Genomic DNA, 23,213 nt, shown 5'->3' with positions numbered 1-23,213 from the left:
GGAGCCTATTCCGCGTAGGGGCGCAGGTCGACGCCGGACTCCGCGCGGAACGCCCGCGAGCCCATGCCGTGCTCCAGCACCCAGCCGTAGTCGTGGCCGGCGCCTCCCGGGTACACGGCGAGGAAGGAGTACGGCTCGTCCCCGGTGTTCACGGAGCGGTGCGCCCAGCCCGGCGGGATGTAGCCGATGGTGCCGGGGAGCATGTCGAGCCACTCGGTGCGCTCGCCGTCGAACATGAGCAGTCCGCCGCGGCCGTGCAGCGCGAGGTAGATCTCGCCCTGGTGGTCGGGGTGCTGGTGGCCCTTCGTCATCCAGAGCTCGCCGCCCGTGTCGCCGGGCATGATCGTGGTGATCGACTGCGGCAGCTCCCGCTCGATCTCGGGGACCGGCGAGCTGACGACCGTGTAGACGATCGGGTCCTCGCCCGCGGCGGCGGCCGCCCAGGCGTCGTGGTCGCGGAACAGGCCCTCGAGGTCGGACATCCGCCGGGTCAGGGTGGGGCCTTCGGGGGAGAGGGTGAGCTTCTCGGCGTCGAAGGCGATCGCCATCGGGGAGATCGGCGGGGTCTGGTACTCGGGCATCCATGCTCCTCGAAACGGGTGCTGCGTCGTCGCGCAACCTGTAATGACAAGCTCACTGTACCTGTTATGACAGGTTGCGTCCAGTGCTCTCCTGCGCGGAGGAGGACGCGCGCCCGACGGCCGTCAGCCGGCGAGTACGCGCTCGAGGTGGTCGCGCCCGCCGCGGATGGCGGCCGCCGTCACCTCCGCCGACCCCGGGTACTCGGCGTGACCGGCGGGAAGGACGGCCAGGTCGAGGGCGCGGGCCCCGGCGGCGACCGCGAACTGCCCTTGCGGCGGCACGTACTGGTCCCACAGGGCCGCCTCGACCCGGACTGGCACCTCCGTGAACCCGATCGCGGTGGAGGAGTCGAACCAGCGCAGCACCTCGCGGGCCTCGGGGTGCCGCACGACGTGCTGACGCACGGTCTCCCCGCTCCCCAGGCATGGCACCGCCAGCCGTTCGTCGTACTGGCCGAAGCTCGGCACGATGAGGGTGGCCCCCACGAACCGGTCGTCCCACGGCAGGGCGAGCGCGCCGATGCCGCCGCCGAAGCTCTCCCCGACGTAGTAGAGAGGAAGCGCGCCGACGACCGAGACGAGGACGTCGGCCGCCAGCCACAGGTCACGGGCGCAGAGGCCGAGCACGTAGCGCTCCGGATCGTCGATGCCCGCGAGCACGTGCTCGGGGGTCGGCTCGGGCGCTCCGATCCCCGCGTTCAGCACGCCGAGCCCGCGGGCCACGGGATAGATCGCCGCGACGTCGTCCGGCACCCGGGCGAGATCGGCCGCGTCGCGACCCCCGTAGCCGTGGCCGTGCACGACGCCCGCGCGGGGAGGGCCGTCGAGGGGTTCGACCACCCAGGCCCGCAGCCGCACACCGTCGACGCCGGCATGCTCGACGACGGACATCCGACGGCCGTGCTCCTCGGAGGTGGAGAGGACCACGGGGGCGGCGTCCACCGCGGCGGCCTCCCGCCGCCAGCGTCGCCAGCGGTCGGCGAACCCGTGCGGCGCGGGCACGGGGCGCACGGCACGGAGGTCGGCTTCGGTGCGGCCGTAGCTGCCGTCGAACGTGGCATCGGGGAACCAGGTGGCGTAGGGCTCGGGGAAGGTCATGCGGGCTGAGGGATCCTGTTCCGGGAGTGGGGCGGGCGGGGGTGCGTGGCAGACTGGAGGCTCCATCGGAAGGAGACCGCGTGCTGGTCACGGAACGACGCGAGCGCATCCTCGCCCTGACCCGCGATCGCGGTACCGCGTCCATCGGCGAGCTCGCGGCCACGCTGCAGGTCAGCGAGATGACCGTGCGGCGCGACATCGATCAGCTGGCCGAGGAGGGCGCGGTCGAGCGCATCCGTGGCGGCGTGCGGGCGCGGGGCCTCCAACGTCTGGTTCCGGCTCCGGCGGCCTCGGCCGAACGGCGCGCGATCGTCGCGGCGGCCGCGGATCTCGTGGAGCCCGGAATGGCGGTCGGCATCTCCGGCGGACCCACGGCCCTGGCGCTCGCGCGGGAGCTCGTGCGCGTCCCCGAGCTCACGATCGTCACGAACGCCCTGCCGGTCTCCGACCTGTTCTCGCCGCCGGATCGCGCCGACGCCCCGTACACGCAGACGGTCGTGCTCACCGGGGGCGTGCGCACGCCCTCGCAGGCCCTCGTCGGGCCGGTCGCGGTCCGCGCCCTGGAGCACCTGCACTGCGATCTCGTGTTCCTCGACGCCCACGGCCTCGACGAGCAGGCCGGCATCACGACCATGAACCTGCTGGAGGCCGAGACCAACCGGGCGCTCATGGCTGCGGGCCGGGAGGTCGTCGTCCTCGCCGAGCACACCCGCTGGGGTGTGGTCGGACTCACGACCGTCGCCGACCTCAGCGACATCGACCGCCTCGTCACCGACGACGGCCTCGACGACGGCGCCCGGGAGCTGCTCGCGGCCCACGTCGGCACCCTGCACGTCGCGCCGCGCGACGGCGGCGACGAGCGTGCGCTCGCGACGGCCCTCGCGGACTGAGTCCGCCGCCGTCATCGGGCCGTGCTCGCCCGCGGGATCAGCCGGGCGCCGACCGTCACGTGCCGCACCGGGAGATCGGCTCCCGGCGGCGCGGCGATCTGCCGTTCGAGCTCCGTGAACGCCGCGTCCACCAGGCGGGCGTGGTCGGGGGCGATGGTGCTGAGGGCGGGCACGGCGAAGCGTGCGGCTCGGATGTCGTCGATGCCGACGACGGCGACGTCTCCCGGCACGCTCCGCCCCTGGGCCTGGAGAGCGGCCAGTGCACCGAGGGCGACCGAGTCGTTCGAGCAGACGATGCCGTCGAGATCGGGGATCGCGGCGGCCATGGCGCCCGCCACGCGCTCGCCCTCCTCGGCCGTGAAGGCGTCGACCTGCGCGGTGAGGGCGGGGTCGGCGGGGATCCCGGCGGCCGCCAGGGCCTCCAGGTACCCGGCGTGCCGACGGTCGGCGGCGTCCGAGGGGCGGGCGTCGCGGCGTCCGACGAAGCCGATGCGGCGGCAGCCGACCGCGAGCAGGTGCTCGGTGGCGGTGTAGGCAGCGGCGCGGTTGTCGATCGTGACGTGCGTGAACGGGCTCACCTGAATGTGCTCGCCCAGCAGCACGAGCGGCCCGGGGGAGGTGCGGCGCGTGAGGTCGGCGACCGTGAGCGAGCGCGGGATGTGGATGAGCCCGTCGATGGGCGGCAGGCCGACGCCGTTGGCGACATCGATCTCGCGGCCGTGATCCCCCTCGGTCTGCACGATGAGCACCGCCAGCCCTCGGTCGTCGGCGCCGCGGACGATGCGCGAGCCGAGCTCCGCGAAGTACGGCTCCTCCAGATGCGGCACCGCGAGCGCGATGAGTCCCGTGCGGGTGGCCCGCGCGACGGGGAGCACGCGGCCGCCGGGCGAGGTGGTCACCTGCGGCCTCCTGGAGGGACGACGGTCTCCGCCGGGACGACGGATGCCCTTCACGTTAGCGCTCTCCGTCACGATTGCACTCGGAACGCGATCACGCGCGCCTCCGCGACGCCGTTCGTCCGCTCCACCACGAGGCGGGCGGCCGCGAGGGCGCCGAGGTCGTCCGGCAGGGGATGCACCCGCAGACGATGGCGGTTGTCGCGCTCCTCCGCCACGGTGCGCCACTCCTCGGAACCCGCCTGCTGCACCTCGACCCGGTAGTCGCGCACGAGCTGGGGCAGCACCTCGTCGGGGCTGCGGTGGTGGTGCAGGGTGTTGAGCTCGAGGTCCACGTCGTCGTCGAACACGAGGCGGATCTCGGAGGCCGTGACCGGCTGCTCCCAGTCCAGGCGCAGCCACTGCGGGCCTTCGGCCTCCGGGGCGGACGCCCACAGGTGCGGTCCGCCGAACGGGCGGTTGTACCCGGAGACGGCGCGCTGCGGCGCGGTGGCCTCGGAGTGTGGGCTCGTGCGGAACGCGGGCACCCGCCCGCGCAGCGGCTTGGTCGGCCACTGCACGAGGAGACCGTCGCGGTCGACCTGCACGTTCCGGTCGTCGTTGTCGACCCGGTGCACGAGGGTGAGCACCCCGGGCGGGAGCTCGTCGGCGAGCTGCACCTGCACCTGCGGGTTCGCGCGGAGCACGATGATCGCGTTCTGCGGGTCCTCCGGGGCGAAAGGCGTGTCCGCCCGCACCCAGGTCGGAACACCGGCGGGGACGTCGATCACGGTGCGGTGCTCGAGAACCGCGGGCACGATGTTCTGCGGGCGGCCCGTGGACCAGACCTCCACCGTGACCTGCGTGTCGGCCTCGGCGCCGAGCAGCAGCTCGGTCGTGTCGAGGCGCGGGTGCACGGGGACGACGATGCCGAGGTCGTCCGTCAGGATGTGCGGGGTCGCCGCGGCCACGGCGGTCTCCGGGGTGCCGATCGTGCGCAGGGTGCTGGACGCGGTGACGGTGGCGGTGCGGGCGAGGTCGGAGGGATCCTCGTTCGCGACTCCGATGAGGGAGGCGTCGGCGCGGAGCAGCGTCTGCCGGAGCTCCGCACGATGGTGCTCGTACAGTTCGCGGGGCGTGGCGTCGTGCGCGTAGCAGAGGGCGGCGGCGGTGCCCGCGGCCTCGCCCATCGCCGCGCACGTGGCCATCACTCTGGCGGCACCGAAGGCGATGTGCGTGGCCGAGATGTCGCGGCCGGCCATGAGCAGGTTGTCGACGTTGACGGAGTAGAGCGAGCGGAACGGGATCTCGAAGACGCCGTCCGAGAAGCGCTGCACCGCGCCCGCCCCCGTCGCGTACATCCCCTCGGCGGGGTGGAGGTCGATGGACCAGCCGCCGAACGCGACGCCGTCGTCGAACGACGTCTGCTCCAGGATGTCCTGCTGGCGCAGCGTGTAGTCGCCGATGAAGCGACGGTACTCACGCTTGCCGGGGATGTTGCCGATCCACTCCAGGGTCAGGTTGTCGGCGTCGAACTCGCCGGAGTTCTTGATGTGGTCCCAGATGCCGAGGATCACCGACCGCAGCTCGTCGCGGATCGCCTCGTTGTCGTCGACGATGTCGAGCGTGCCGCCCCACTCGATCCACCAGTAGTGCGCGCCGCTGTCGCCGCTGCGGATGATGCGTGACGAGGGGATCGGGGTGGTCGAGATGTCCTTCGCGCTCTCCGGCGCGACGTACTTCACCGGGTGCCCGAGATCCTTCGTGTAGAAGAGGAGCGTCGAACCGAGGAACTCGCGCACGGGCTGCTCGGGCGCCCAGTCCTCGCCGAACTCGCTGCGGCTCTCCTTGCCCAGCCGGTGCCGGGCGCCGACGAGTCGTCCGACCAGGCCGTCTCCGGTGCAGTCGAGGAAGAGCGGCCCGCGGAAGACGGTGCGGATCTCCGAGCCCATCGTCCAGCCGGTGACCGACCGGACCCGACGGGCGTCGTCGGGTCCGGTGGCCTCGGCCTCGAGCACTTCCGTGTTGAGGAACAGCGTGAGGTTGGGCTCGCGGCGCACGATGTCGAGCACCACGTCATCCCAGTACACGGGGTTGCCCTCGGGGTTGCGGAACTGGTTCTCCCGGTACATCTCGCCGATGATCCCGGTCTCCCGCGCCCACCGCTGGTTGCCGTGGGCGGTCGCTCCGCACACCCAGACCCTCACCTCCGAGGAGGAGTTGCCGCCGAGCACCGGCCGGTTGTTGATCAGCACGGTACGTCGGCCGAGGCGGGCGGCCGCGACGGCGGCGCTCACTCCGGCGAGGCCGCCGCCGACGACGATGATGTCGGCTTCGACGGTCTGGGTGCGCATGGGGATGGGTTCCTTTCGGGAGGGGGATGATGCCGCTCAGCGCGCGGCGATCGCTTCGATCTCGTAGACGCGGGCGACGTCGGTGGCGGAGTCCGACGGGTCGGTGATGACGAGGCGCACGGCATCGGCCGTCCGCCCCTGGGCATCGACCACGACCGTCGTCTGGGTGTTGCCGGTGACGGTGCCGACCGTGACCCAGCCGCTCGCGGTGCGCAGCTGGACGGTGAAGTCGCGCAGCACGGAGGTCTGCGGCGGGCCGACCGTGTATCCGCTGCGGACCCGGACGACGTCGAGCGGTGCGGCCTCGTCCCACTCGACCGTGATGGTCGGCTGGGTGTCGGAGGCCGCCGAGATCCACCGGCTCGCATCCGTGCAGCCGCCGTCGATCGCCTTCTCCGGGCCGGTGTCGGCGCGGAGCTGGGACGAGGCGGTCGCGGTGCCGCCGAGCGCCAGGTTCTCGCCGCCGGCGTCGCCCCGGAGGGAGGCGACGATGGCGGGGAGGGTGGTCGCCCCCGGCTGCCCGTCGCGCGGGATCTCGGCGTGCCGCAGCGTGCCGCCGCTGGGAACGGCGGGGGCGCTGAGGTAGACGATGTCGGTGCCGTCCGTGCGGGTCGCCGCGCGGAGGCGCTGCTGGCCCACGACCGGATCGCCCACGGTGTCGGCGGTCCATCCGGAGGCCCCGGCGGTCAGCAGCACCGTCTGACTGCGGGTGATGCCGCAGTCCTGCACCGACACCACGGCGTAGACGCGGGTCTCGCCGGCGGCGGTGGTGGTGTCGAGCGCCGCGATGGTCTGGACGCCGCCACCGAGGGCGTCCGTGTCCACGAGGGTCTCGCTCGTCCAGGCGGAGCCTGTCCAGGTCGCCCACCGCACGTCGAAGGCGTTCTCGGTCTCGTCCGCGTACCGGTAGGTCACGCCCACGAGCTCGCCGTCGGCGAGGGCCATCTTCGCGGTCTGCACAGCGGGCACGGCGTCGCCGATGGTCTCGTCGGGCTCGTAGCCGCGCCACACGACGGCGCCGGGGGTGTCCGGGCGGATCGGGGTCGGCAGCGCCTGCCCGGCGACGTCGCGGAAGCCGCCTGCGGCCGGGTCGTACACTGCGTAGGAGCCGAGGTGGCGGTAGGGATCAGCGGGCCACGGGCCCCACTCCCACAGCACGTGCACCTTGCCGCTGGCATCGACCTCGAGGTCGTCCGGGTAGAAGGAGTGGTTCACGGCGGCGGCGATCGTCGTCTCGCGGCTCCACGTCCCGGCCACGGGGTCGTAGTGGTACAGCACCCCGTCGCGGCGAGCCTGCGGGTCGGCGCCGATGCGCACCATGAGCCAGATGTCGCCGTCGGCTCCCTGCGCCGTGACCGGGTAGGAGACCGCGGCCCCGGCGTCGGGCATCTCGGCGCTCGCGTCGACGAGCGAGGTCGCGTCGTAGGGCGCGGTGGAGCGGAAGTACTTCCACGGCTCGTGGTGCATCGAGACGAACGCGTGGATGTATCCGTCGCCGTCGATCGCGATCGACGGCTGGTTGTGGCCGTTGTCGTCGAGGTACTCCGCGCAGGCCCCGGTCGCCAGCCGCAGGCAGCCCGAGGTCCACGTGCCGTCGGCGGCGCGGACGGCGAGGTTCACCTGGTGCTTCGCGGCCACCGAGCCGGGCACGTTGTACGCGAAGTACGTCTCGTCGCCGTCGACGACGAGTGGGTTCCACCAGCCGGACTGGTTGGAGCTGTCGACCGTGACGGGCACGGTCTCGACGTCGGGGGTCGCGGCAGCGGCCGGAGCGGGCACGGCGAGGACGAGTGCGGCGAGGGCGGCGGCAGCGGTGGCGCCGACCTTCGAGCGGAGGGTCATGGCGATGCTCCTCAGCCCAGCAGCTTCTGCGCCTGGTCGCCGGCCTGCGCCATCGCGTCCTTGGCGCTCTGCTGACCGACGAGGACGGCCTGCACGCGGTCGGCGATCACCGTCTCGATCTGGGCGTACTGCGGGTACTGCCAGAACGGGTTGGTGGTGGCGGTCGCCGTGATCTTCTCGGCGAAGCGCGAGCCGAACGCGTCGGACGCCACCTCCTTCGAGGCCTGCGCCTCCTCGGTCACGGGCGGCAGGCCGCGCAGCTCGTAGTCGCCGAGCACAGCCTTCAGGTCGCTCGTGGCCCACTGGCCGAAGTCCGCGGCCGTGCGGGTGCTGTCGCCGGAGCCGCCGCCGACGATGGCGATGGCGCCGCCCCAGACGAGAGCGCGCGGGATGTCGCCCTTCTTCAGCACCGGGCGGGACTCGGGCACGAGCTTGGAGGCGAGGTCGGGATCCGGCGAGTCCTGCGTGACGGACGCGCGGCCCACGGGGGCGTCGTCGTAGATCGCGGCGCGGCCCTGGGAGAACAGGGAGCGGGCGTCGAAGCGGTCGACGTCGGCGGCGATGAGCCCCTGGTCGTACAGCGACTTGTACCAGGTCACCGCCTCGATGCTCGCGTCGTCGCCGATCGTGACCTTCCCGTCCTTGACGAGGTCGCTGCCGAACGTCTGCATCCAGATGAGGACGTCCTTGAGCTGGGCGGCTTTGGTCGAGGCAGCGTAGGGGATGAGGCCTCCGCCGAGGGCCTTGAGCTTCTTCAGCGCCGCCTCGAAGTCGTCGACGGTCGTCGGGAACGTGGAGATCCCCGCCTTCTTCAGGAGCTCGGAGTTGGTGATGAGGCCGATCGCGCCGATGGTCCACGGGAACGCGTACTGCTTCCCGTCGAGCTGCGTGGCCTCCAGGCTCGAGGCCGTGTAGCCGCGTCCCTTCGTGAGCGCCGAGACGTCCTCCAGCTTGCCGAGCGCGGCCAGCGAGGCGAGCCAGGCGACGTCGACGTGCGCGGCGCCGGTGAACTGCCCGCCGCGCACCTGCAGCATGAGCTGCTTGAAGTACTCGTTGTAGGGGAAGGAGACCTCGGTGATGCCGACGTCGTTGGTCTTCTTGTAGCCGTCGAGCAGCGCGCGGGTGGCCGGGGCGGCGGCCTCCTCGGTGAGCGACCAGCTGGAGAAGGAGAAGTCGGTGGCGGTGAAGTCGCCCGCGCCGAGCCCGGCGCCGGGGGAGGAGGACGGACTGCCGCTGCCGCCGCCGCTCGGCATGCAACCGGCGAGGAGGAGGCCGGCGGCGCCGAGCCCGGCGAACTGCAGCAGCTGGCGACGGGAGACGGTGGTGTTCTCGGACATGAGGATGCTCTCTCTTCTTCGAGGGACTGCGGATGAGGGGGTGGTGCGGGTCAGCCCTTGACCGCGCCGGCGGTGAGTCCGCCGACGAGGAAGCGCTGCAGGGCGATGAACGCGATGGCCACGGGGAGCGAGACCACGAGCGAAGCCGCCATGAGCTCCGGCCAGGCGGTGGACGCCTCGCCGATGAACGTGTTGACGAGGCCGGGCGGCAGGGTCTGCTTGTCGGGACCGGCGAGGGTGAGGGCGAAGATGAAGTCGTTCCAGCCCCGGACAAAGGCGAACAGTCCCGCGGCGATGAGGCCGGGGGCGGCCAGCGGCAGCACGATCGAGTGGATGATGCGCAGGCGGGAGGCACCGTCGACGCGGGCGGCCTCGATGAGCTCGTCCGGGATCGTGTCGAAGAAGCCCTTCAGCATCCACACGCACAGCGGCAGCGTGAACGTCGTGAACGACAGCACGAGCGCCGTGTAGGTGTTGAGTAGGCCGTAGGCCGAGAACACCGCGTAGAGGGTGATGAGCAGCAGCGCCTGCGGGAACATCTGCGACGCCAGCACGAAGTACATGAGGCTGCGGCGGCCGCGGTAGCGGAACTTCGAGAACGCGTAGCCCATGTACGCCGACACCAGCACCGAGAGGATCGCGGTGATGACGGAGACCACGATGCTGTTGCGGAGGTAGCCGAACAGGGCCGGGTTGTTCGCGAGCGCGGCGTAGGCCTCGAACGTGATCTCGGTGGGGAACAGCTTCGGCGGGTAGCTGAACACCTCGGTGCGCGGGGTCAGCGACGTCGCGAGCAGCCAGTACACGGGCAACAGGGCGAACCCGCCGAAGACGACGACGGCGATCCAGGCGCTCACGGTGGAGGCGCGGCGGTCGGCGCGGTGGCGCCGACGGCGGGGCGCGGCGGGTGGGGCGGAGACGGCGGCCACCGTCTCTTCGGTCAGCACGGCGGTCATCGCTTCTCTCCCTTCTCGGACAGGCGGACGTAGACGACGACGAGCGCCATCAGCAGGATCATCCAGAGCAGGCCGATCGCCCCGGCGTGGCCGAGGTCGAAGCCGTCGAACGCGGTCTCGTACACCGCGGTCGCGAACGTCTGGGTGGAGCCGGCGGGACCGCCGCCGGTGAGGACGTAGATGATGTCGAAGTGCTGGAAGTTCCAGATGAACTCCAGCAGGATCACGAGGCCGATGATGCCGCTCATCTGCGGGACAGTGATGGAGAAGAAGCGGCGGATGGTGCCGGCGCCGTCGATCTCGGCGGCCTCGTGCAGCTCGATCGGCACGGTCTGCAGGCCGGCGAGGAGCATGACCATCATCCAGGGGAACGACTGCCACGTCTTCGCGACGATCACGGCGATCATGGCGGTGGTGGGGTTCGCGAGCCACGCCTGCGGGGAGTCGATGAGGCCCACGGTCTCCAGGGCCGCGTTGAGCACGCCGTAGTTGGCGTTGAAGATCCACATCCAGAGGAACGACACGACCACGCCGGGGATCAGCCACGGGATGAGCATGAGGCCGCGGAGCACCTTGGCGCCGCGGATGCGCGTGTTCAGGGCGAGGGCGAGGCCGAAGCCGATCACGAACGGCGCGATGGTCGTGCCGAGGGTGAAGACGAGCGTCTGCGTGAGGAGCGGGAAGAACTCGCCCGTCAGCACGTCGACGATGTTCTGGAAGCCGACGAATTCGCGGCCGGGCTCGACGAGGCTCTGCTTGTAGAACGCGGTGATGAGGGCCGTGATCAGCGGGTACACGACGACGGCGGCGAGGAGCGCGAGGCCGGGAGCCGTGAGGAGGAGCGCGAACATCCCGTCCGAGAGGCGACGGGGCCGGCGACCTGTTCCTATCTGTGAGGAAATGGTCTGTTCTGTCATCTAGGTCATCCTTGGCCTGGGGTGATGTGTCCGCACTCTCGCGGTGCGGTCTCGGGCTTCCTCAGTATTTCCGGCAGATTACGGCGACGTCAACTGGAGAGCGCAATAGTCAGAAAGTGGTAGAAAGTGGTTGTTTTGTTAACTGGTTTCTCGGATGCGAGCCTCGGTACGCGAGGGCCATCGGGATCGGGATGCCGAAGGCGGTGTCGACCAGCGCCGAGCCCGATCAGCCGCGACGTCCTGGCACCTCGAAGAACCGAAACGATCAGTATCGATCCTTGCTAGTCGATTATCGATTGGCTACGGTCGGAGCAGCCGCTCCCGCGGCGCCGCGCGCATCGGCCGTGCGGGAAGCGACAGTTCGGAGACGCGATGAAGCGTGTACTGGCAAGCCTGACCCTGGCGGCGGTGTTCGGATCCGCCCTCGCTGCGGCGGTCCCGTCGGCGGCTGCGGCCGCGGACGACGACGCCCTCTACCTCGCGCCGGGAGGTGACGACGCGGCAGCCGGCACGATCGACGACCCCCTCGCGACGCTGGAAGGCGCCCGCGACCGGATCCGCGCGCTGAAGGCGGATTCCGCGCTCCCGGACGACGGCCTCACGGTGTACCTCCGGGAGGGCACGTACCCCCGCTCGGCGTCGTTCGAGATCGGCGCGCAGGACTCGGGCACTGCCGACGCCCCCATCACCTACCGCTCGTACCCGGGGGAGACCGCCACCCTCACCGGCGGTCGCGAGCTGCCGCGCGACCAGTTCGCCGCGGTCGACGACGCGGCGGTGACCGACCGCATCATCGACCCAGCTGCCCGCGACCGTGTCGTCGGGATCGACCTCGCCGACCTCGGCATCACCGACTACGGCCAGCTCAGCCGCCACGGCTACTGGAAGGCCAACGACGTCAGCACCACCCCGCCCATGGAGCTGTTCATCGACGGCCAGGGCATGACCCTCGCGCGCTGGCCCAACGCCGACGCGGCCACCCCGACCGTGCAGATGGGTGACATCATCGACGCCGGGCCGGACCGCAACGACGCCGACCTGCAGGAGCGCGGCGGCACGTTCAGCTACGGCTACGACCGTCCGAAGCACTGGACCCAGGCCGAGGACGTGTGGCTGGACGGCATCTTCGGCTACAGCTGGGAGTGGTCGTACAACAAGATCGAGAGCATCGACACCGAGGCGAAGACCATCACCCTCCGCTACGGCGAGATGTCCGGGATCATGAAGAGCTGGTTCCCCGACTTCCACTTCGCGCAGAACCTGCTGGAGGAGCTCGACGCCCCCGGCGAGTACTACATCGACCGCGACGCCGGGAAGCTGTACCTCATCCCGAACGCGGCCTTCACGTCCGGCCGAGGCGCCGTGACGGTCACGACGCTCGACGAGCCGATGCTGCGCGCCGACGGGGCCTCGTACGTGAACTTCGACGACCTCGTGATGGAGTACGGACGCGCGACGGCCGCGGTCATCCTCGGCGGCTCGCACGTGACGATCTCGCACAGCGACATCCGCAACTTCACCGACGGCGGCGTGCTCATCAACTCGCCAGGGCGCTACACGTACGACGGCATCCCGGTGAACCGCGGCGGCCGTGACCACGCCGTCACCGACAGCCGGCTCACGCACGTTGGCGGCGTCGGCGTGGTGCTCCAGGGCGGTGACAAGACGACGCTCGAACCCGGCCGCAACCGGGTCGAGAACTCCGAGATCGCCGACTTCGCGTACTACCACAAGGCCTACAACCCCGGCGTGATGTTTGACGGCGTCGGCAACATCGCCAGGGACAACGAGATCCACGACGCTCCGCACCCCGGGATCATCGTGCACGGCAACGACCACCTGTTCGAACGCAACGAGGTGTACGACGTCTGCAAGCAGTTCCACGACCTCGGTGCGATCTACATGAACTCCGGCAAGACCCCGCAGCAGCGCGGTCACGTGTTCCGGGAGAACTACTTCCACGACATCGGCGTCGGCATGGCGGGCGTCGAGGGCATCTACGCCGACAACTTCACGTGGGACCTCACGATCGAGAAGAACGTGTTCGTGAACATGGGCAACGGTGCGATCAAGAGCGGCTCGGCCGACTACATCGAGGCGCGCAACAACGTCTTCGTCGACGCCTACGCCCCGTACGACAACTACGAGCAGTGGATGGGCAATCAGGAGGGCAACGTCGTCGACCGCGACTACATGCCGGCCTGGGAGAAGGTGTTCGCCGACAACAACGACTTCGTCGGCACGCCGTATCTGACGAAGTACCCCGAGCTCGCGCACTTCTTCGAGGACGACCACTACTTCCCGAACCACAGCACGTTCGCGGAGAACGTCGTGTGGAACCCGAACCGCGCCCGGATGGCCGGCGTCAACGAGCACGGCGCGAAGGACGGGAAGAACCTCCTGAACTACGAGGACAACTGGGTGGCCGACGCCGACCCCGGCTTCGTGGACGCCGCGAACGGCGACTACACGCTGAAGGCCGATGCGGCCGTGTTCGACCAGATCCCGGGCTTCGAGGCCATCGCCTTCGGCGAGATCGGCGTCGACGGCGCGATCGGGCAGACGCAGCAGCCGCAGACCATCCCGCTCGAGGACATCGCGTTCGACAGCGACACGCTCACGATCGACGCGGGCGACGAGGTGCGCGTGCGCGCCGTGCCGCTGCCCTGGAACGCCGACGACGCCGCGGTGACCTATGCCTCGGCCGACCCCGCCGTCGCCTCCGTCAACGACAAGGGCGTAGTGCTCGGCATGGGCCCCGGTACGACCACGGTGACGGCGACGGCGAAAGCCGATGCCAGCAAGACCGCGACCATCGAGGTGATCGTCGAGGAGGGCGACGGCGTGCTGCACTTCACCGACTTCGAGTCGGGGGCGAACGGCTGGCCGACCGACCCCAACCGCAGCATCCAGGTGGATGCGTCGGGCGACAAGGTGTACCGCATCCTCAAGGGCGCCAACAGCATTCTGCCGCGGGACTTCACGGAGTTCGTGCTCGACTTCGACGTCACGGCGCCGGCCACGACCCCCGCCAACGCGGGACTCATCGTCTACGACCGCAACGGCAAGGGCGGCGGCTACATCCGCTTCCGCCAGGCCGCGGCCGGGCCGACCTGGACGATCTTCGACGACGCCTGGAAGGTCGTCGCCGAGAAGGTCGTGCCGGCGGCACAGGGCCTGACCCCCGGCGAGACCTCGCACGTCCGTATCGCGGTGCAGGACGGGCAGATCCGGATCTCCGTCAACGGGGCGATCGCGCTGGAAGGCGCCGACCCCGGCCCCGGCAAGGCCGGTCGGGTCGGGTTCTACGTGGAGAACTACGCCTCGCTCGACTTCGACGACATCGGGTTCTCGCTCTCCGGCGTGCCGGTCACGGGCGTGAGCCTGGACGCCGACGCCGTGGGGCTGACCGTGGGGGAGCGGCGGTCCGTCGCGGCCACGGTCGCCCCGGAGGACGCCAGCGACGCCCGGGTCACCTGGACGACCGACGCTCCGGAGGTCGCCACGGTCTCCGGGGGACGGATCGCGGGAGTGACGGCGGGCACGGCGACGATCACCGCGACCTCGGTCGCCGATCCGAGCCTCAGCGACACGGTCACCGTGACCGTGGACGACGCCGAGTACCCGACCACCCGCCTGGACGGTCAGCTGAAGGACGGGGCGAACTGGAGTGAGTCCGACCTCATCGCGGTGGACGACACGGGTGTCGTGATCAGCGGTCAGGGCGTCCACGGCTACGAGGCCGAGCGCTTCGGCGACACCCTGCTGCAGTTCGAGGCGGAGTTCGGCGCCTTCGACGGAGGCTGGTATGGCTTCCAGGCGCGCTCCGACCAGACCGGCCTCCCGGCCTGGCAGAACTCCAACACTGGATACCTCGCGGTGATCAAGGAGGACGTGATCGAGTTCCAGAGCTGGACCCCGGGGCAGACCATGCTCGACAGCATCCCCAACACGGTCATCGAGCCGGGCTCCACGCACCGCATCGAGTTCGGGGCCGTTGCCGAGGACGGCGGAACCCGCATCGTGCTCCGGGTCGACGACGTGACGGTGTGGAACATGGTCGACGCCAGGGAGAACCTCCGCATCGGTGCGGACGGCTTCTTCAACGTCTACCACTACGGCAAGACGAACACCCTGGCCGTGCGGCCGACACCGCCGCCCGCGACCGTGACCGGCATCTGCTGGGCGCCTGAAGCCGACCCGAAGACCCGCTACGTGCGCGGCGAGGAGCTCGACGTGACCGGCATGCTGCTGGGCGTGGACTGGAGCGACGGATCCCGCACCACCCAGCAGGTGACGGCGGACATGGTCAGCGGCTTCGACAGCAGCAAGGTGCGCCCGCACCACACGCTCACCGTGACGTACGCTGGCGCGAGCGTCGAGCTCCCGATCTCGGTGCGACCGAAGCTCAAGAACGACGAACAGGACGTGCCACGATGCGGGTGACCTTCATCGGAGACTCGATCACCGACGCGGGGCGCGATCGCTTCGACCCGGAGTCCTTCGGGGACGGCTACGTGTCGCTCCTCGCCCCCGAGCTGCAGGCCGCGGGGGCCACGGTCCGCAACCTCGGGATCGCGGGGGACCGCGCCCGCGACCTGGCCGCGCGGTGGGACGCGGAGCTGCTGCCCACGGCGCCGGAGCTGCTGACCGTGTACGTCGGCGTGAACGACATGTGGCGGCGGTTCGACAGCGACGACCCGACCTCGGCCGAGGACTTCGCCGCCACGCTCGGCGACCTCCTCGGCCGCGCGGTGGCCGCGCACGCCCCGCGGCTGATCCTGATGGAGCCGTACTTCCTCCCGGTGACGGAGGAGCAGCGCACGTGGCTCGACGACCTCGACGGGAAGCGGGCGGCGGTGCGGGCTCTCGCCGTGGAGCACGGGGCGGCGTTCGTGCCCCTGCACGAGGTGTTCACGGCGGCGGCGGAGCAGTATCCGGTCGTCGAGCTCGCGCCGGACGGGGTGCACCCGACACCCCGCGGATCCGCCCTCATCGCGGATAGCTGGCGCACGGCCGCGTCCATTAGCGATAGTCGATAATGGACGTAGACTGATGGTCATGACGGATGCTCTCGGCACGGCCGGACTGCAGCGCGGACTGCTGTCGGATCAGATCTACGCGCTCATCAAGGCGATGATCAAGGACTCGACGCTGGCCCCCGGCGAGCAGCTCGTGGAGTCGCAGCTCGCCCGGCAGATGCAGGTGAGCCAGGCGCCCGTGCGCGACGCCCTCAAGCGGCTCGCCCACGAGGGTCTCGTGTCGCATGTGCGGCATCAGGGCAACTTCGTCGCGAGCTACTCCGCGGAGGAGGCGGCGCAGGCCAAGGTCGCCCGCGTCGAGCTGGAGGGGCTGGCGGGACGGCTGGCCTGCGGGGCGCTCGACCCTGCTCGCCGCGCCGAGCTCGTCGGCCTCATCGCGAAGATGCATGAGGCGGCTGAGGCGGAAGACCTCGCCCGGTTCCGCGAGCTCGACTTCACCTTCCACCGAGCGGTGATCGAGGCCAGCGGCAACGTGTACCTCCCGCGCATGTGGGACCTCCTGGAGCCGAGCCTGCGCGTCATGCACGTGCTCGGCGACCCCACCTTCACGGGGGACTGGCACGAGGTCGCGGACTGGCACAAGGGCCTGCTCGACACACTGGAGGCCGGCGACGAAGAGGCCGCGTCCGCCCTCTTCCGCGCCCACGCCGCCGGCACCCTCCTCGACTGACCCCCGCGCGAGGTCGGAGTTTCGCACCGAGGTCGCACGGCTGACCGGAGTCCCTGCGGCACGGTGAGGATCTGCGACGGGGTTGAGGAAGTGTCCCCGGGGTGGGAGTCCCTGCGCGAGGTCGGAGTTTCGCACCGGTGTCGCATCCATCCCCGGAGTCCCAGCGACGCGGTGAGGATCTGCGACGGGGGTGCGGAACTTCCCCGGGGGGTAGGAGTCCCGGCGCGAGGTCGCAGATTCGGCACGCGGTCGCATCCATCCCCGGAATCCCTGCGACCTCGGTGCGAAACTGCGATGGGCTAAGCGGTGAAGGGGGAGAGGCGGTCGGCGGTGCCGGACCAGAATGCTCGAGCCTCGGCCGGGGAGAGGGGAGGGAGAGCCCGCCGGGTCGCGGCGAGCACCTCCGCGTAGGTCGTGGTCCGCGTGGACATCGGCCAGTCGCTGCCGTACATCAGCCGTTCCGCGCCGAAGAGGGCGAACGCGGAGCGCAGCAGCTCCCGCGACTCGTCCGCCCCGCGAGCTGCGAGGTCGAGTCCGGAGACCTTCGCCGACACCCCCGGAGCCGACGCGGCCTCGGCGAGGGCGGAGAGCCATGCCTCATCGGCCGTCCGGGCGCCGAGGCCGAGGTGGCAGACGACGATCGCGGTGTCGGGGTGCCGTCGGGAGAGGGCGGCCGCGGCGGGCAGCTGATCCGGGCGGATGAGCAGTTCGAGGGTGCGGGCGGTCGCCCCGAGGTGGTCGGCGAGGGCGTCGAGGCCGTCCACATCCGAGAGATCCGCGGCGAACTGCGGCACCGCGGCGCGCACGCCGACCACGGCGGGAGAGAACGCGACTGCGGTGGCGCCGGCGGCTCGTCCCGGCGCGGGGGTGTACTGCAGCACCACGCGCCGCAGGAACGGGTCGCGGGCGGCGGTCGCGGTCAGCCACTCCGCCTCCGCCACCGAGTCCGCCGCCTGCACGGCGATGGCGGAGGAGACGCCGGCGTCGGTCAGCTCCCGTCCGAGCCGAGCGGCCGCGGCCTGCCGGGGGAGCCCGAGGTCGTCGCGGAACCACGGGATCGGCACGGCGTCCGCATCCCAGACGTGCACATGGGCGTCGACGATCCGCACGTCAGCTCCCGGGCCGCGCGGTCATGCAGCCTCCGCATCGAGGGCGTCCCACAGCGCGGCGGGCAGCACGGCGTCGAGGCCGTCCACGAACGCGTCCACCTCGGCGGGGGTGCGCGCCCCGACGACCACCGCATCCGCACCCTGCCGCAGCGGGAACTGCACCGCGGCATCCGCGAGGCGCACGCCGTACGCGGCGCACACGGCCTGCAGGCGCTGTGCCCGCTCCCGGAGCTCCGGGGGTGCCGGCTTGTACTCGAAGAAGGGGGAGCCGACCGGGTCGACGAGGATGCCGGAGTTGAACACCGCGGCCGCGAGCACCCCGATGCCGCGGGCCGCCGCGGTCGGCAGCAACCGGTCCAGGGCGGTGCGGTCGAGCAGCGTGAGCCGACCGGCCTCCATCACCACGTCGAGCGGCGCCTCGGCGACGTAGCGCTCCAGAGGGTCGAGCCGTCCCAGGCCCACGCTGATCGCGCGCACGACCCCTTCGTCGCGCAGTTCGACGAGGGCCGGAAGCGCCGTCGCGAACGCCGCCTCCACGTCCAGGGGGTCGTGTAGGTGCAGCACGTCCACGCGATCGACACCCATCCGGGCGAGGCTGCCGTCGAGGCTCCTCCGCACGCCGTCCCTGCTGAGGTCGACGACGGAGTCGTGTCCGCTCGCGGCGCCCGCGACGGGGCGGCCGTCCGCATCGACCAGCACCCGGCCGACCTTCGTCGCGATCACGTAGTCGTCCCGCGGCACGCCGCGCAGGGCGAGGCCGAGCTTCCGCTCGCTCTCGCCCGAGCCGTACAGCGGTGCGGTGTCGAAGAAACGGACGTCGCGGGCGAGCGCCGCCTGCACGGTCGCCACCGCGTCGCCGTCGGGCACAGGGGCGAAGAGGTTGCCGATCGGCGCGCACCCGAGTCCGACGTCGTCGCGGGCGGCGACCTCGGGATTCAGCGGACGGAGCTCTGGACGGAACGCCATGCCTCGTACTCCTCGCGGCTGTCGGGGGTCAACGGGTAGTAGTCGCTCAGGCGCGCGCCCTCGTCGAGACGGCGGCGGCTGAACACCTCCCACTCCTCATGATCGCGCGCGTCGTCCACGACCCGCGGCGCCATGGCCTGCGGCACCACGACCGGGCCGTCGTCGTCTGCCACCACGAGGTCGCCGGGCATGCACAGCGCGCCGCCCACCGCGACCGGCACGTCGTAGGCCCACGGCACGAGTTCCGACTGCGAGGCGTAGTGCGGGGTCGTGCCCGTCGACCACACCGGGATCCCGAGCTCGCGGATGCGGCCGGCGTCGCGGATGCGGCCGTCCACGACGATCCCCGCGCCCCCCTTGCGTGCGAAGTAGCGCGCCAGGATGTCGCCGATGCACCCGGAGAACCGGCTGCCGTAGGCCTGGATCACCAGCACGTCGCCCGGCTGCACGGCTTCGAGCACGTGCCACAGGGCGGTGTGCCGCTCGGCGTACTCCTGGCCGTCGCCCGAGGCCATGTCCTCGCGCTGCGGCATGAACTGCAGGGTCAGCGCCGAACCGACGACGCGCTGGCCGAGGCTCAGCGGCTCCGGTCCGTCGATGTAGCTGCGGCGGATCCCGAGTCCGTGCAGCTTGGCGCACGCGGTGGCGGAGGAGATCGCGTCGAAGGACTCGACCACCTCGCGCGAGGGCCGCTGGTAGGCCCCACCCCGCACGGGCAGGGCGAAGTCGGGTCGGATCAGATCGGCGCTCATGCGTCTCCTTCAGGGAACAGGTGGCGCGGCGATCCGGTCGCACGCGCGATGGTCAGGTCGAGGTCGGCGGTGTGCGCCGGGGGCAGGGTCACCACGAGGTCGTCGTCCACGTCGGACGTCGTGGTGACGGTCGGGGCGTCCGGGGCCGTGTAGGTGCCCGAGGCGCCGGGCCAGAAGCCGGGCTCCTCGCCGGTCGCCGTGACCCGCACGATCCGGTCCAGGCCGAAGCGCCCCCCGCGCAGCCGCACGGTCCGGGTGTGCACGGCGGAGGTGTTCACGAGCTGCACGCCGATGCCGTCGTCGTCGAGACGGTGCACGAGCGCGGCGACGTCCTCCGGGAGTCCGGGCCGCGCGCGGTCGACGTCCTCGTAGCGGAGCGCCGTGAAACCGAGCCCGCCGTTGTAGAGCACCTGCGGCGCCCCGCCGACGAGCTGGGTCAGCACCTCCGTCACCACCGGGTTCACGCGCTGCCAGAAGTGCAGGTGCGCGGCGTCGGGGTCGCGGTCGTCGGCGAGCATCATCGCGGCACGACGTGCCACCTGGCCGAGCGCCATCTCCAGCGCCCGCACCGGATAATCGGGCAGGTCGCCGGAGAGATACGCGAACCAGCCCGCTTCATGCCCCGCCTCCTCCTTGTCGCGGAACGGCGCGACGAGGTCGGCGGAGGAGGGGAGGCCGGCGATCGCCGTCTCCAGCCGCTCCCGGTCGGACGGCCGCCGCGACCACCACCACAGCCACAGGGGGAGGTCGAGCTGCAGCGGACCGTAGTCGAACCAGCCGTCCGCGCCGTGGCGGTAGGGGACCAGCAGAGCGGGCTCGGTGGCGGCCGCGCCGAGCCGGGCCATCCACCCGCCGCGCAGGCTGTACGTGGACTCCGCGACGCTGCCCGTGCGCGCCTCGGCGAGCACGGTGTCGAGCATGGTGCGCACGAGGTCGAGGGCGCCGTCGTCGCCCGTGACGAGCGCGTGGTTCAGGGCACCGATCAGGGCGCTCATGCCGACGGAGTGCAGCCCGTGCGGCCAGGCCCAGCCGTAGTGCCCGCCCCACCAGCGGCCGTCGTGGAGGGAACCGACGGTGCCGTCGGGGCCGACGTTGTCGGGGAGCAGCCCCCCGTCCGCCCGCGCACGCCAGCCGTCGACGTACCGGCGGATCCAGACGGCCGCCTCCTCGTCGCCGTCGTAGAGCCAGCGGTTCGCGGCGAGGGAGGTCGCAGCCAGGTTCACGGCGATGTCACCCGCCGCGCGGCGCTGCATCTCCTCCGCCATCCGCTGGGCGTGCGCGGGGTCGGCGAGGTCGTCCCAGGAGGCGATGCCGTCCAGGCCGTGCAGCGGCAGACCGTAGGGGCGCATCTCGTCCCGGTCGGCGGTGTACGGCACGATCTTCTCGTCCAGACCCGCGCGGGCACCCAGAGCGCCGTTGTGCGGCGAGCGGATCATGTTGCGCTCGGCGTCGTAGTTGCCCTGTGCGGGGTCGGTGAAGAGGGCCGCGAACCGGGCGGCGCGCGCGGCGAACGCGGAGTCGGCCGGGTCGGCGGCGCAGATGCCGGCGAGGAACAGCAGCGACTCGCCCTGATGGAACCAGTCGTAGCCGTTGTCGTACTCCTCGGTGAGCATGCCCGCCTCGGCGAGCTGCACGGTCACGCCCTCCCAGTGCCGCTTGGCGTCGGCGAGCACCTCGTCGGAGCCACCGAGCAGGTAGAACGCGGGCCAGTTGAAGAAGGGCTCGTACAGGTCGTCCACGCCGTCGCGGTCGATGAACTCCGCGACGCCGCGGAGGCGGCCGTCCGGCAGCGTGTAGCGGTCGCGGAAGAGGCGGCGGGCCTCCTCGACCTCGGCGAAGAGCCGGCGCTGCAGCACGGCCCAGGCCGGGATCACACGCAGCGGACGGGTGAGCGGGGTCTCCGGCACGGTCATCCCTTCGTCGCTCCGGCGACCAGGCCGCCGATGATGTGGCGCTGCATCACGATGAAGAACACCATCGCGGGCAGCACGGCCAGCAGGAGGGTCGGGAACACCTGCGTGTAGTCGGTCGAGAACTGTCCGACCGCCGCGTAGACACCGGTGGTGACCGTGTAGATCCCCGAGCTCGGCCCGAGGATGATCTGCGGACTCACGAAGTCGTTCCACACGCCGATCGAGTTGAGCACCACGACCGTCGCGACGACGGGCTTCATGATCGGGAAGATGCACGCCCAGAACGCGCGGATGGGCCCGGCGCCGTCCAGTGACGCCGCCTCGTCGATGTCACGCGGCACGCTGCGGAGGTAGGCCGTGAACAGGAAGATCGTCACCGGCAGGGTCGCCGCCGTCTCGAAGAGGATGAACCCGGGGATCGTGTTGATGAGCCCGAGCACCCGCAGCACGAAGACGACGGGGATCAGCGTCACCTGACCGGGGATGAACAGCCCGGAGACGAAGAGGAGCAGCAGTCCCAGATGCCACTTCGACCGCCCGCGGGCGATGACGTAGGCGACGGGCGCGGCGAGGGCGATGCAGCACAGGTTCACGAGCACGACGAACAGCAGCGTGATGCCGTACGCGGCGATCACGTTGAACTTGCTGCTCGTGATCGCGGCCCACAGGTAGTCGAACGTGAACATCTGCGGCGTGATCAGCAGCGGGTTCTCGATGATGTCGGCCTGCGGTTTGAACGCGTTGATCAGCATCGTGTACATCGGGATCAGCATCGTGATCGCGACGACGCCGAGGACGATCCACCGGATCGTGCTGACGGCGAGGGCCGGGCGGTTGCGGGTCTGCTTCATCAGTCGGTCGCCTTCTGCTCGGCGCGGCGTCGCACCAGCGTGACGGCGAGGCCGACGACCGCGGTGACGATGAGGAGGATCATGGACTGCGCGGCGCCGAAGCCGAGGGCCGAGTTCGCGAAGGAGTCCTTGAGGATCTGGTACACGATGGTCTGCGTCGAGCCGGCAGGCCCGCCGTCGGTGAGCGACAGCACCACGTCGTACGCCTTGAGGAGCCCGACGAGGGTGAGCACGAGGTTCACGGTGAAGACCGGCGCGATGAGAGGCAGCGTGATGGACCGGAACTGCTGCCACCGCGAGGCGCCGTCCACGGTCGCCGCCTCGTAGTACTCCGCGGGGACGGACTTGATGCCGGCGAGGAACAGGATCATGTTGAAGCCGAAGTGCGACCACACGATCGTGAAGATCACGCTCGCCTTGGCGAAGGTCGGGTCCGTGAGGAACGGCATCGCCGGGAGGCCGAGCGTGCTGAGCAGACCGTTGACGGCGCCGGTGGGGGAGAGCATCGCCGACCAGAGGAAGCCGATGATGAGGGCGCTGATCACGTACGGGTAGAAGAAGATCGTGCGCAGGATCGTGTTCGAGCGGCCGGGCCCGGAGATGAGGGCGGCGATCGCGAGGCCGATGGCGTTGCAGAGGATCGTGCCCACCACCGCGATGATGCCCGTGAAGATCGCGGCCTGCGTCGAGCGCGGGCTGCGGAACGCCTTGATGTAGTTGTCCCAGCCGATGAAGTTGAAGTTGAGGCTGTACCCGTTCCAGTCGGTGAAGCTGAGCACCGCCGCGAGGATCATCGGGATGACGAACATCGCGAGGAAGACCGCGACGGCCGGGCCGCCCATGAGGATGCCGGGGATCCGGTTCCGCCACTGCTGCAGCGCCGTGCGGCGGCGCGGGGCGGGGGGCGAGCTCATCGGCGTCGATGGTCCTGTCGGGGTGGCGGCGGCGGCCGGAGGCGGCGCGGTCCTGGTGGGCGGAGTCATGGCGGCACTCTCGTTCTCGGTGGCGCGTTCAGGGGGAGGCGCTGGGGCAGCGCCGGGACGGCGCCCGGGACGGATGT

Annotated in this window: 18 protein-coding genes; 4 read left to right on the top strand and 14 right to left on the bottom strand. The window is 71.0% G+C overall.

Annotation, left to right across the window (positions count from 1 at the left end):
- Positions 1-5 precede the first annotated feature (5 nt).
- Positions 6-581, bottom strand: coding sequence for a glucose-6-phosphate isomerase family protein (locus D8M34_RS12280; protein ID WP_025105385.1), 576 nt, complete (start codon positions 579-581; stop codon positions 6-8).
- A gap of 123 nt (positions 582-704) precedes the next feature.
- The gene (locus tag D8M34_RS12275) at positions 705-1,679 is read right to left on the bottom strand and encodes an acetylxylan esterase (protein WP_126894146.1); all 975 of its coding nucleotides are present in this window, start codon (positions 1,677-1,679) and stop codon (positions 705-707) included.
- An 80-nt stretch (positions 1,680-1,759) separates the two neighbouring features.
- Here D8M34_RS12275 and D8M34_RS12270 point away from each other — a divergent pair, with 80 nt between their 5' ends.
- Entirely contained in the window at positions 1,760-2,569 is an 810-nt protein-coding gene (locus tag D8M34_RS12270; RefSeq protein ID WP_025105387.1) for a DeoR/GlpR family DNA-binding transcription regulator, read from the top strand.
- A gap of 11 nt (positions 2,570-2,580) precedes the next feature.
- Here D8M34_RS12270 and D8M34_RS12265 read toward each other — a convergent pair whose 3' ends face one another.
- The 6 genes from D8M34_RS12265 to D8M34_RS12240 all read right to left on the bottom strand — a co-directional run bounded on the left by D8M34_RS12265 (position 2,581) and on the right by D8M34_RS12240 (position 10,784).
- Positions 2,581-3,468 carry a LacI family DNA-binding transcriptional regulator gene (locus D8M34_RS12265; RefSeq protein ID WP_238695652.1) on the bottom strand — a complete coding sequence of 296 codons (888 nt, stop codon included), beginning with the start codon at positions 3,466-3,468 and terminating at the stop codon, positions 2,581-2,583.
- A gap of 68 nt (positions 3,469-3,536) precedes the next feature.
- Positions 3,537-5,798, bottom strand: a complete 2,262-nt coding sequence (locus D8M34_RS12260; RefSeq protein WP_126894145.1) for an FAD-dependent oxidoreductase — start codon at positions 5,796-5,798, stop codon at positions 3,537-3,539.
- A 36-nt stretch (positions 5,799-5,834) separates the two neighbouring features.
- A complete protein-coding gene (locus tag D8M34_RS12255) occupies positions 5,835-7,640 on the bottom strand; it encodes a BNR-4 repeat-containing protein (protein ID WP_126894144.1) in 1,806 nt (601 codons plus the stop codon).
- 11 nt (positions 7,641-7,651) lie between these two features.
- The gene (locus D8M34_RS12250) at positions 7,652-8,977 is read right to left on the bottom strand and encodes an extracellular solute-binding protein (RefSeq protein WP_126894143.1); all 1,326 of its coding nucleotides are present in this window, start codon (positions 8,975-8,977) and stop codon (positions 7,652-7,654) included.
- A 50-nt stretch (positions 8,978-9,027) separates the two neighbouring features.
- The gene (locus D8M34_RS12245; RefSeq protein WP_025105392.1) at positions 9,028-9,933 is read right to left on the bottom strand and encodes a carbohydrate ABC transporter permease; all 906 of its coding nucleotides are present in this window, start codon (positions 9,931-9,933) and stop codon (positions 9,028-9,030) included.
- Positions 9,930-10,784, bottom strand: a complete 855-nt coding sequence (locus tag D8M34_RS12240; RefSeq protein ID WP_174235390.1) for a carbohydrate ABC transporter permease — start codon at positions 10,782-10,784, stop codon at positions 9,930-9,932. Before D8M34_RS12240 ends, D8M34_RS12245 begins: the two co-directional genes overlap by 4 nt.
- 438 nt (positions 10,785-11,222) lie before the next feature.
- Between D8M34_RS12240 and D8M34_RS12235 the strand changes: the two genes are divergently transcribed.
- The 3 genes from D8M34_RS12235 to D8M34_RS12225 are packed head-to-tail and all read left to right on the top strand — an operon-like array spanning position 11,223 to position 16,562.
- Positions 11,223-15,296: an Ig-like domain-containing protein gene (locus D8M34_RS12235; RefSeq protein WP_126894142.1), complete on the top strand. Its 4,074-nt coding sequence runs from the start codon at positions 11,223-11,225 to the stop codon at positions 15,294-15,296.
- A complete protein-coding gene (locus D8M34_RS12230) occupies positions 15,287-15,892 on the top strand; it encodes an SGNH/GDSL hydrolase family protein (RefSeq protein WP_025105395.1) in 606 nt (201 codons plus the stop codon). The genes D8M34_RS12235 and D8M34_RS12230 overlap by 10 nt, the downstream gene beginning before the upstream one ends.
- Positions 15,893-15,911: 19 nt before the next feature.
- Positions 15,912-16,562, top strand: coding sequence for a GntR family transcriptional regulator (locus D8M34_RS12225; RefSeq protein ID WP_126894141.1), 651 nt, complete (start codon positions 15,912-15,914; stop codon positions 16,560-16,562).
- 299 nt (positions 16,563-16,861) lie between these two features.
- Here the strand turns inward: D8M34_RS12225 and D8M34_RS12220 are convergent, their stop codons facing one another.
- From D8M34_RS12220 to D8M34_RS12195, 6 genes are read right to left on the bottom strand one after another with little or no spacing between them, the layout of a single operon-like run.
- Positions 16,862-17,671, bottom strand: a complete 810-nt coding sequence (locus tag D8M34_RS12220; protein WP_126894140.1) for an amidohydrolase family protein — start codon at positions 17,669-17,671, stop codon at positions 16,862-16,864.
- A gap of 21 nt (positions 17,672-17,692) precedes the next feature.
- Positions 17,693-18,637, bottom strand: coding sequence for an aldo/keto reductase (locus D8M34_RS12215; protein ID WP_025105398.1), 945 nt, complete (start codon positions 18,635-18,637; stop codon positions 17,693-17,695).
- On the bottom strand, positions 18,607-19,389 hold the full coding sequence (locus tag D8M34_RS12210; RefSeq protein WP_025105399.1) for an RraA family protein: 783 nt from the start codon (positions 19,387-19,389) through the stop codon (positions 18,607-18,609). The genes D8M34_RS12215 and D8M34_RS12210 overlap by 31 nt, the downstream gene beginning before the upstream one ends.
- Positions 19,386-21,302 carry a hypothetical protein gene (locus D8M34_RS12205; protein ID WP_126894139.1) on the bottom strand — a complete coding sequence of 639 codons (1,917 nt, stop codon included), beginning with the start codon at positions 21,300-21,302 and terminating at the stop codon, positions 19,386-19,388. The genes D8M34_RS12210 and D8M34_RS12205 overlap by 4 nt, the downstream gene beginning before the upstream one ends.
- Positions 21,299-22,153 (bottom strand): carbohydrate ABC transporter permease, encoded by an 855-nt coding sequence (locus D8M34_RS12200; protein WP_017204137.1) that lies wholly within the window; start codon positions 22,151-22,153, stop codon positions 21,299-21,301. The genes D8M34_RS12205 and D8M34_RS12200 overlap by 4 nt, the downstream gene beginning before the upstream one ends.
- The gene (locus D8M34_RS12195) at positions 22,153-23,067 is read right to left on the bottom strand and encodes a carbohydrate ABC transporter permease (RefSeq protein WP_025105401.1); all 915 of its coding nucleotides are present in this window, start codon (positions 23,065-23,067) and stop codon (positions 22,153-22,155) included. Before D8M34_RS12195 ends, D8M34_RS12200 begins: the two co-directional genes overlap by 1 nt.
- Between the last annotated feature and the right edge of the window lie 146 nt (positions 23,068-23,213).

This window comes from Microbacterium sp. HSID17254 (assembly GCF_003989315.1).
Taxonomy (GTDB): Bacteria; Actinomycetota; Actinomycetes; order Actinomycetales; family Microbacteriaceae; genus Microbacterium.
The sequence above is the reverse complement of the archived record's forward strand: the minus strand, read 5'-3'. Positions and strand labels throughout refer to the sequence as shown.

Coding starts and splice junctions, on each gene's coding strand:
- D8M34_RS12200 (WP_017204137.1), bottom strand. CDS start 22,153: ATGAAGCAGACCCGCAACCGCCCGGCCCTCGCCGTCAGCACGATCCGG.
- D8M34_RS12240 (WP_174235390.1), bottom strand. CDS start 10,784: ATGTTCGCGCTCCTCCTCACGGCTCCCGGCCTCGCGCTCCTCGCCGCC.
- D8M34_RS12250 (WP_126894143.1), bottom strand. CDS start 8,977: ATGTCCGAGAACACCACCGTCTCCCGTCGCCAGCTGCTGCAGTTCGCC.
- D8M34_RS12225 (WP_126894141.1), top strand. CDS start 15,912: ATGACGGATGCTCTCGGCACGGCCGGACTGCAGCGCGGACTGCTGTCG.
- D8M34_RS12205 (WP_126894139.1), bottom strand. CDS start 21,302: ATGACCGTGCCGGAGACCCCGCTCACCCGTCCGCTGCGTGTGATCCCG.
- D8M34_RS12210 (WP_025105399.1), bottom strand. CDS start 19,389: ATGAGCGCCGATCTGATCCGACCCGACTTCGCCCTGCCCGTGCGGGGT.
- D8M34_RS12195 (WP_025105401.1), bottom strand. CDS start 23,067: ATGAGCTCGCCCCCCGCCCCGCGCCGCCGCACGGCGCTGCAGCAGTGG.
- D8M34_RS12215 (WP_025105398.1), bottom strand. CDS start 18,637: ATGGCGTTCCGTCCAGAGCTCCGTCCGCTGAATCCCGAGGTCGCCGCC.
- D8M34_RS12245 (WP_025105392.1), bottom strand. CDS start 9,933: ATGACCGCCGTGCTGACCGAAGAGACGGTGGCCGCCGTCTCCGCCCCA.
- D8M34_RS12235 (WP_126894142.1), top strand. CDS start 11,223: ATGAAGCGTGTACTGGCAAGCCTGACCCTGGCGGCGGTGTTCGGATCC.
- D8M34_RS12255 (WP_126894144.1), bottom strand. CDS start 7,640: ATGACCCTCCGCTCGAAGGTCGGCGCCACCGCTGCCGCCGCCCTCGCC.
- D8M34_RS12260 (WP_126894145.1), bottom strand. CDS start 5,798: ATGCGCACCCAGACCGTCGAAGCCGACATCATCGTCGTCGGCGGCGGC.
- D8M34_RS12275 (WP_126894146.1), bottom strand. CDS start 1,679: ATGACCTTCCCCGAGCCCTACGCCACCTGGTTCCCCGATGCCACGTTC.
- D8M34_RS12280 (WP_025105385.1), bottom strand. CDS start 581: ATGCCCGAGTACCAGACCCCGCCGATCTCCCCGATGGCGATCGCCTTC.
- D8M34_RS12230 (WP_025105395.1), top strand. CDS start 15,287: ATGCGGGTGACCTTCATCGGAGACTCGATCACCGACGCGGGGCGCGAT.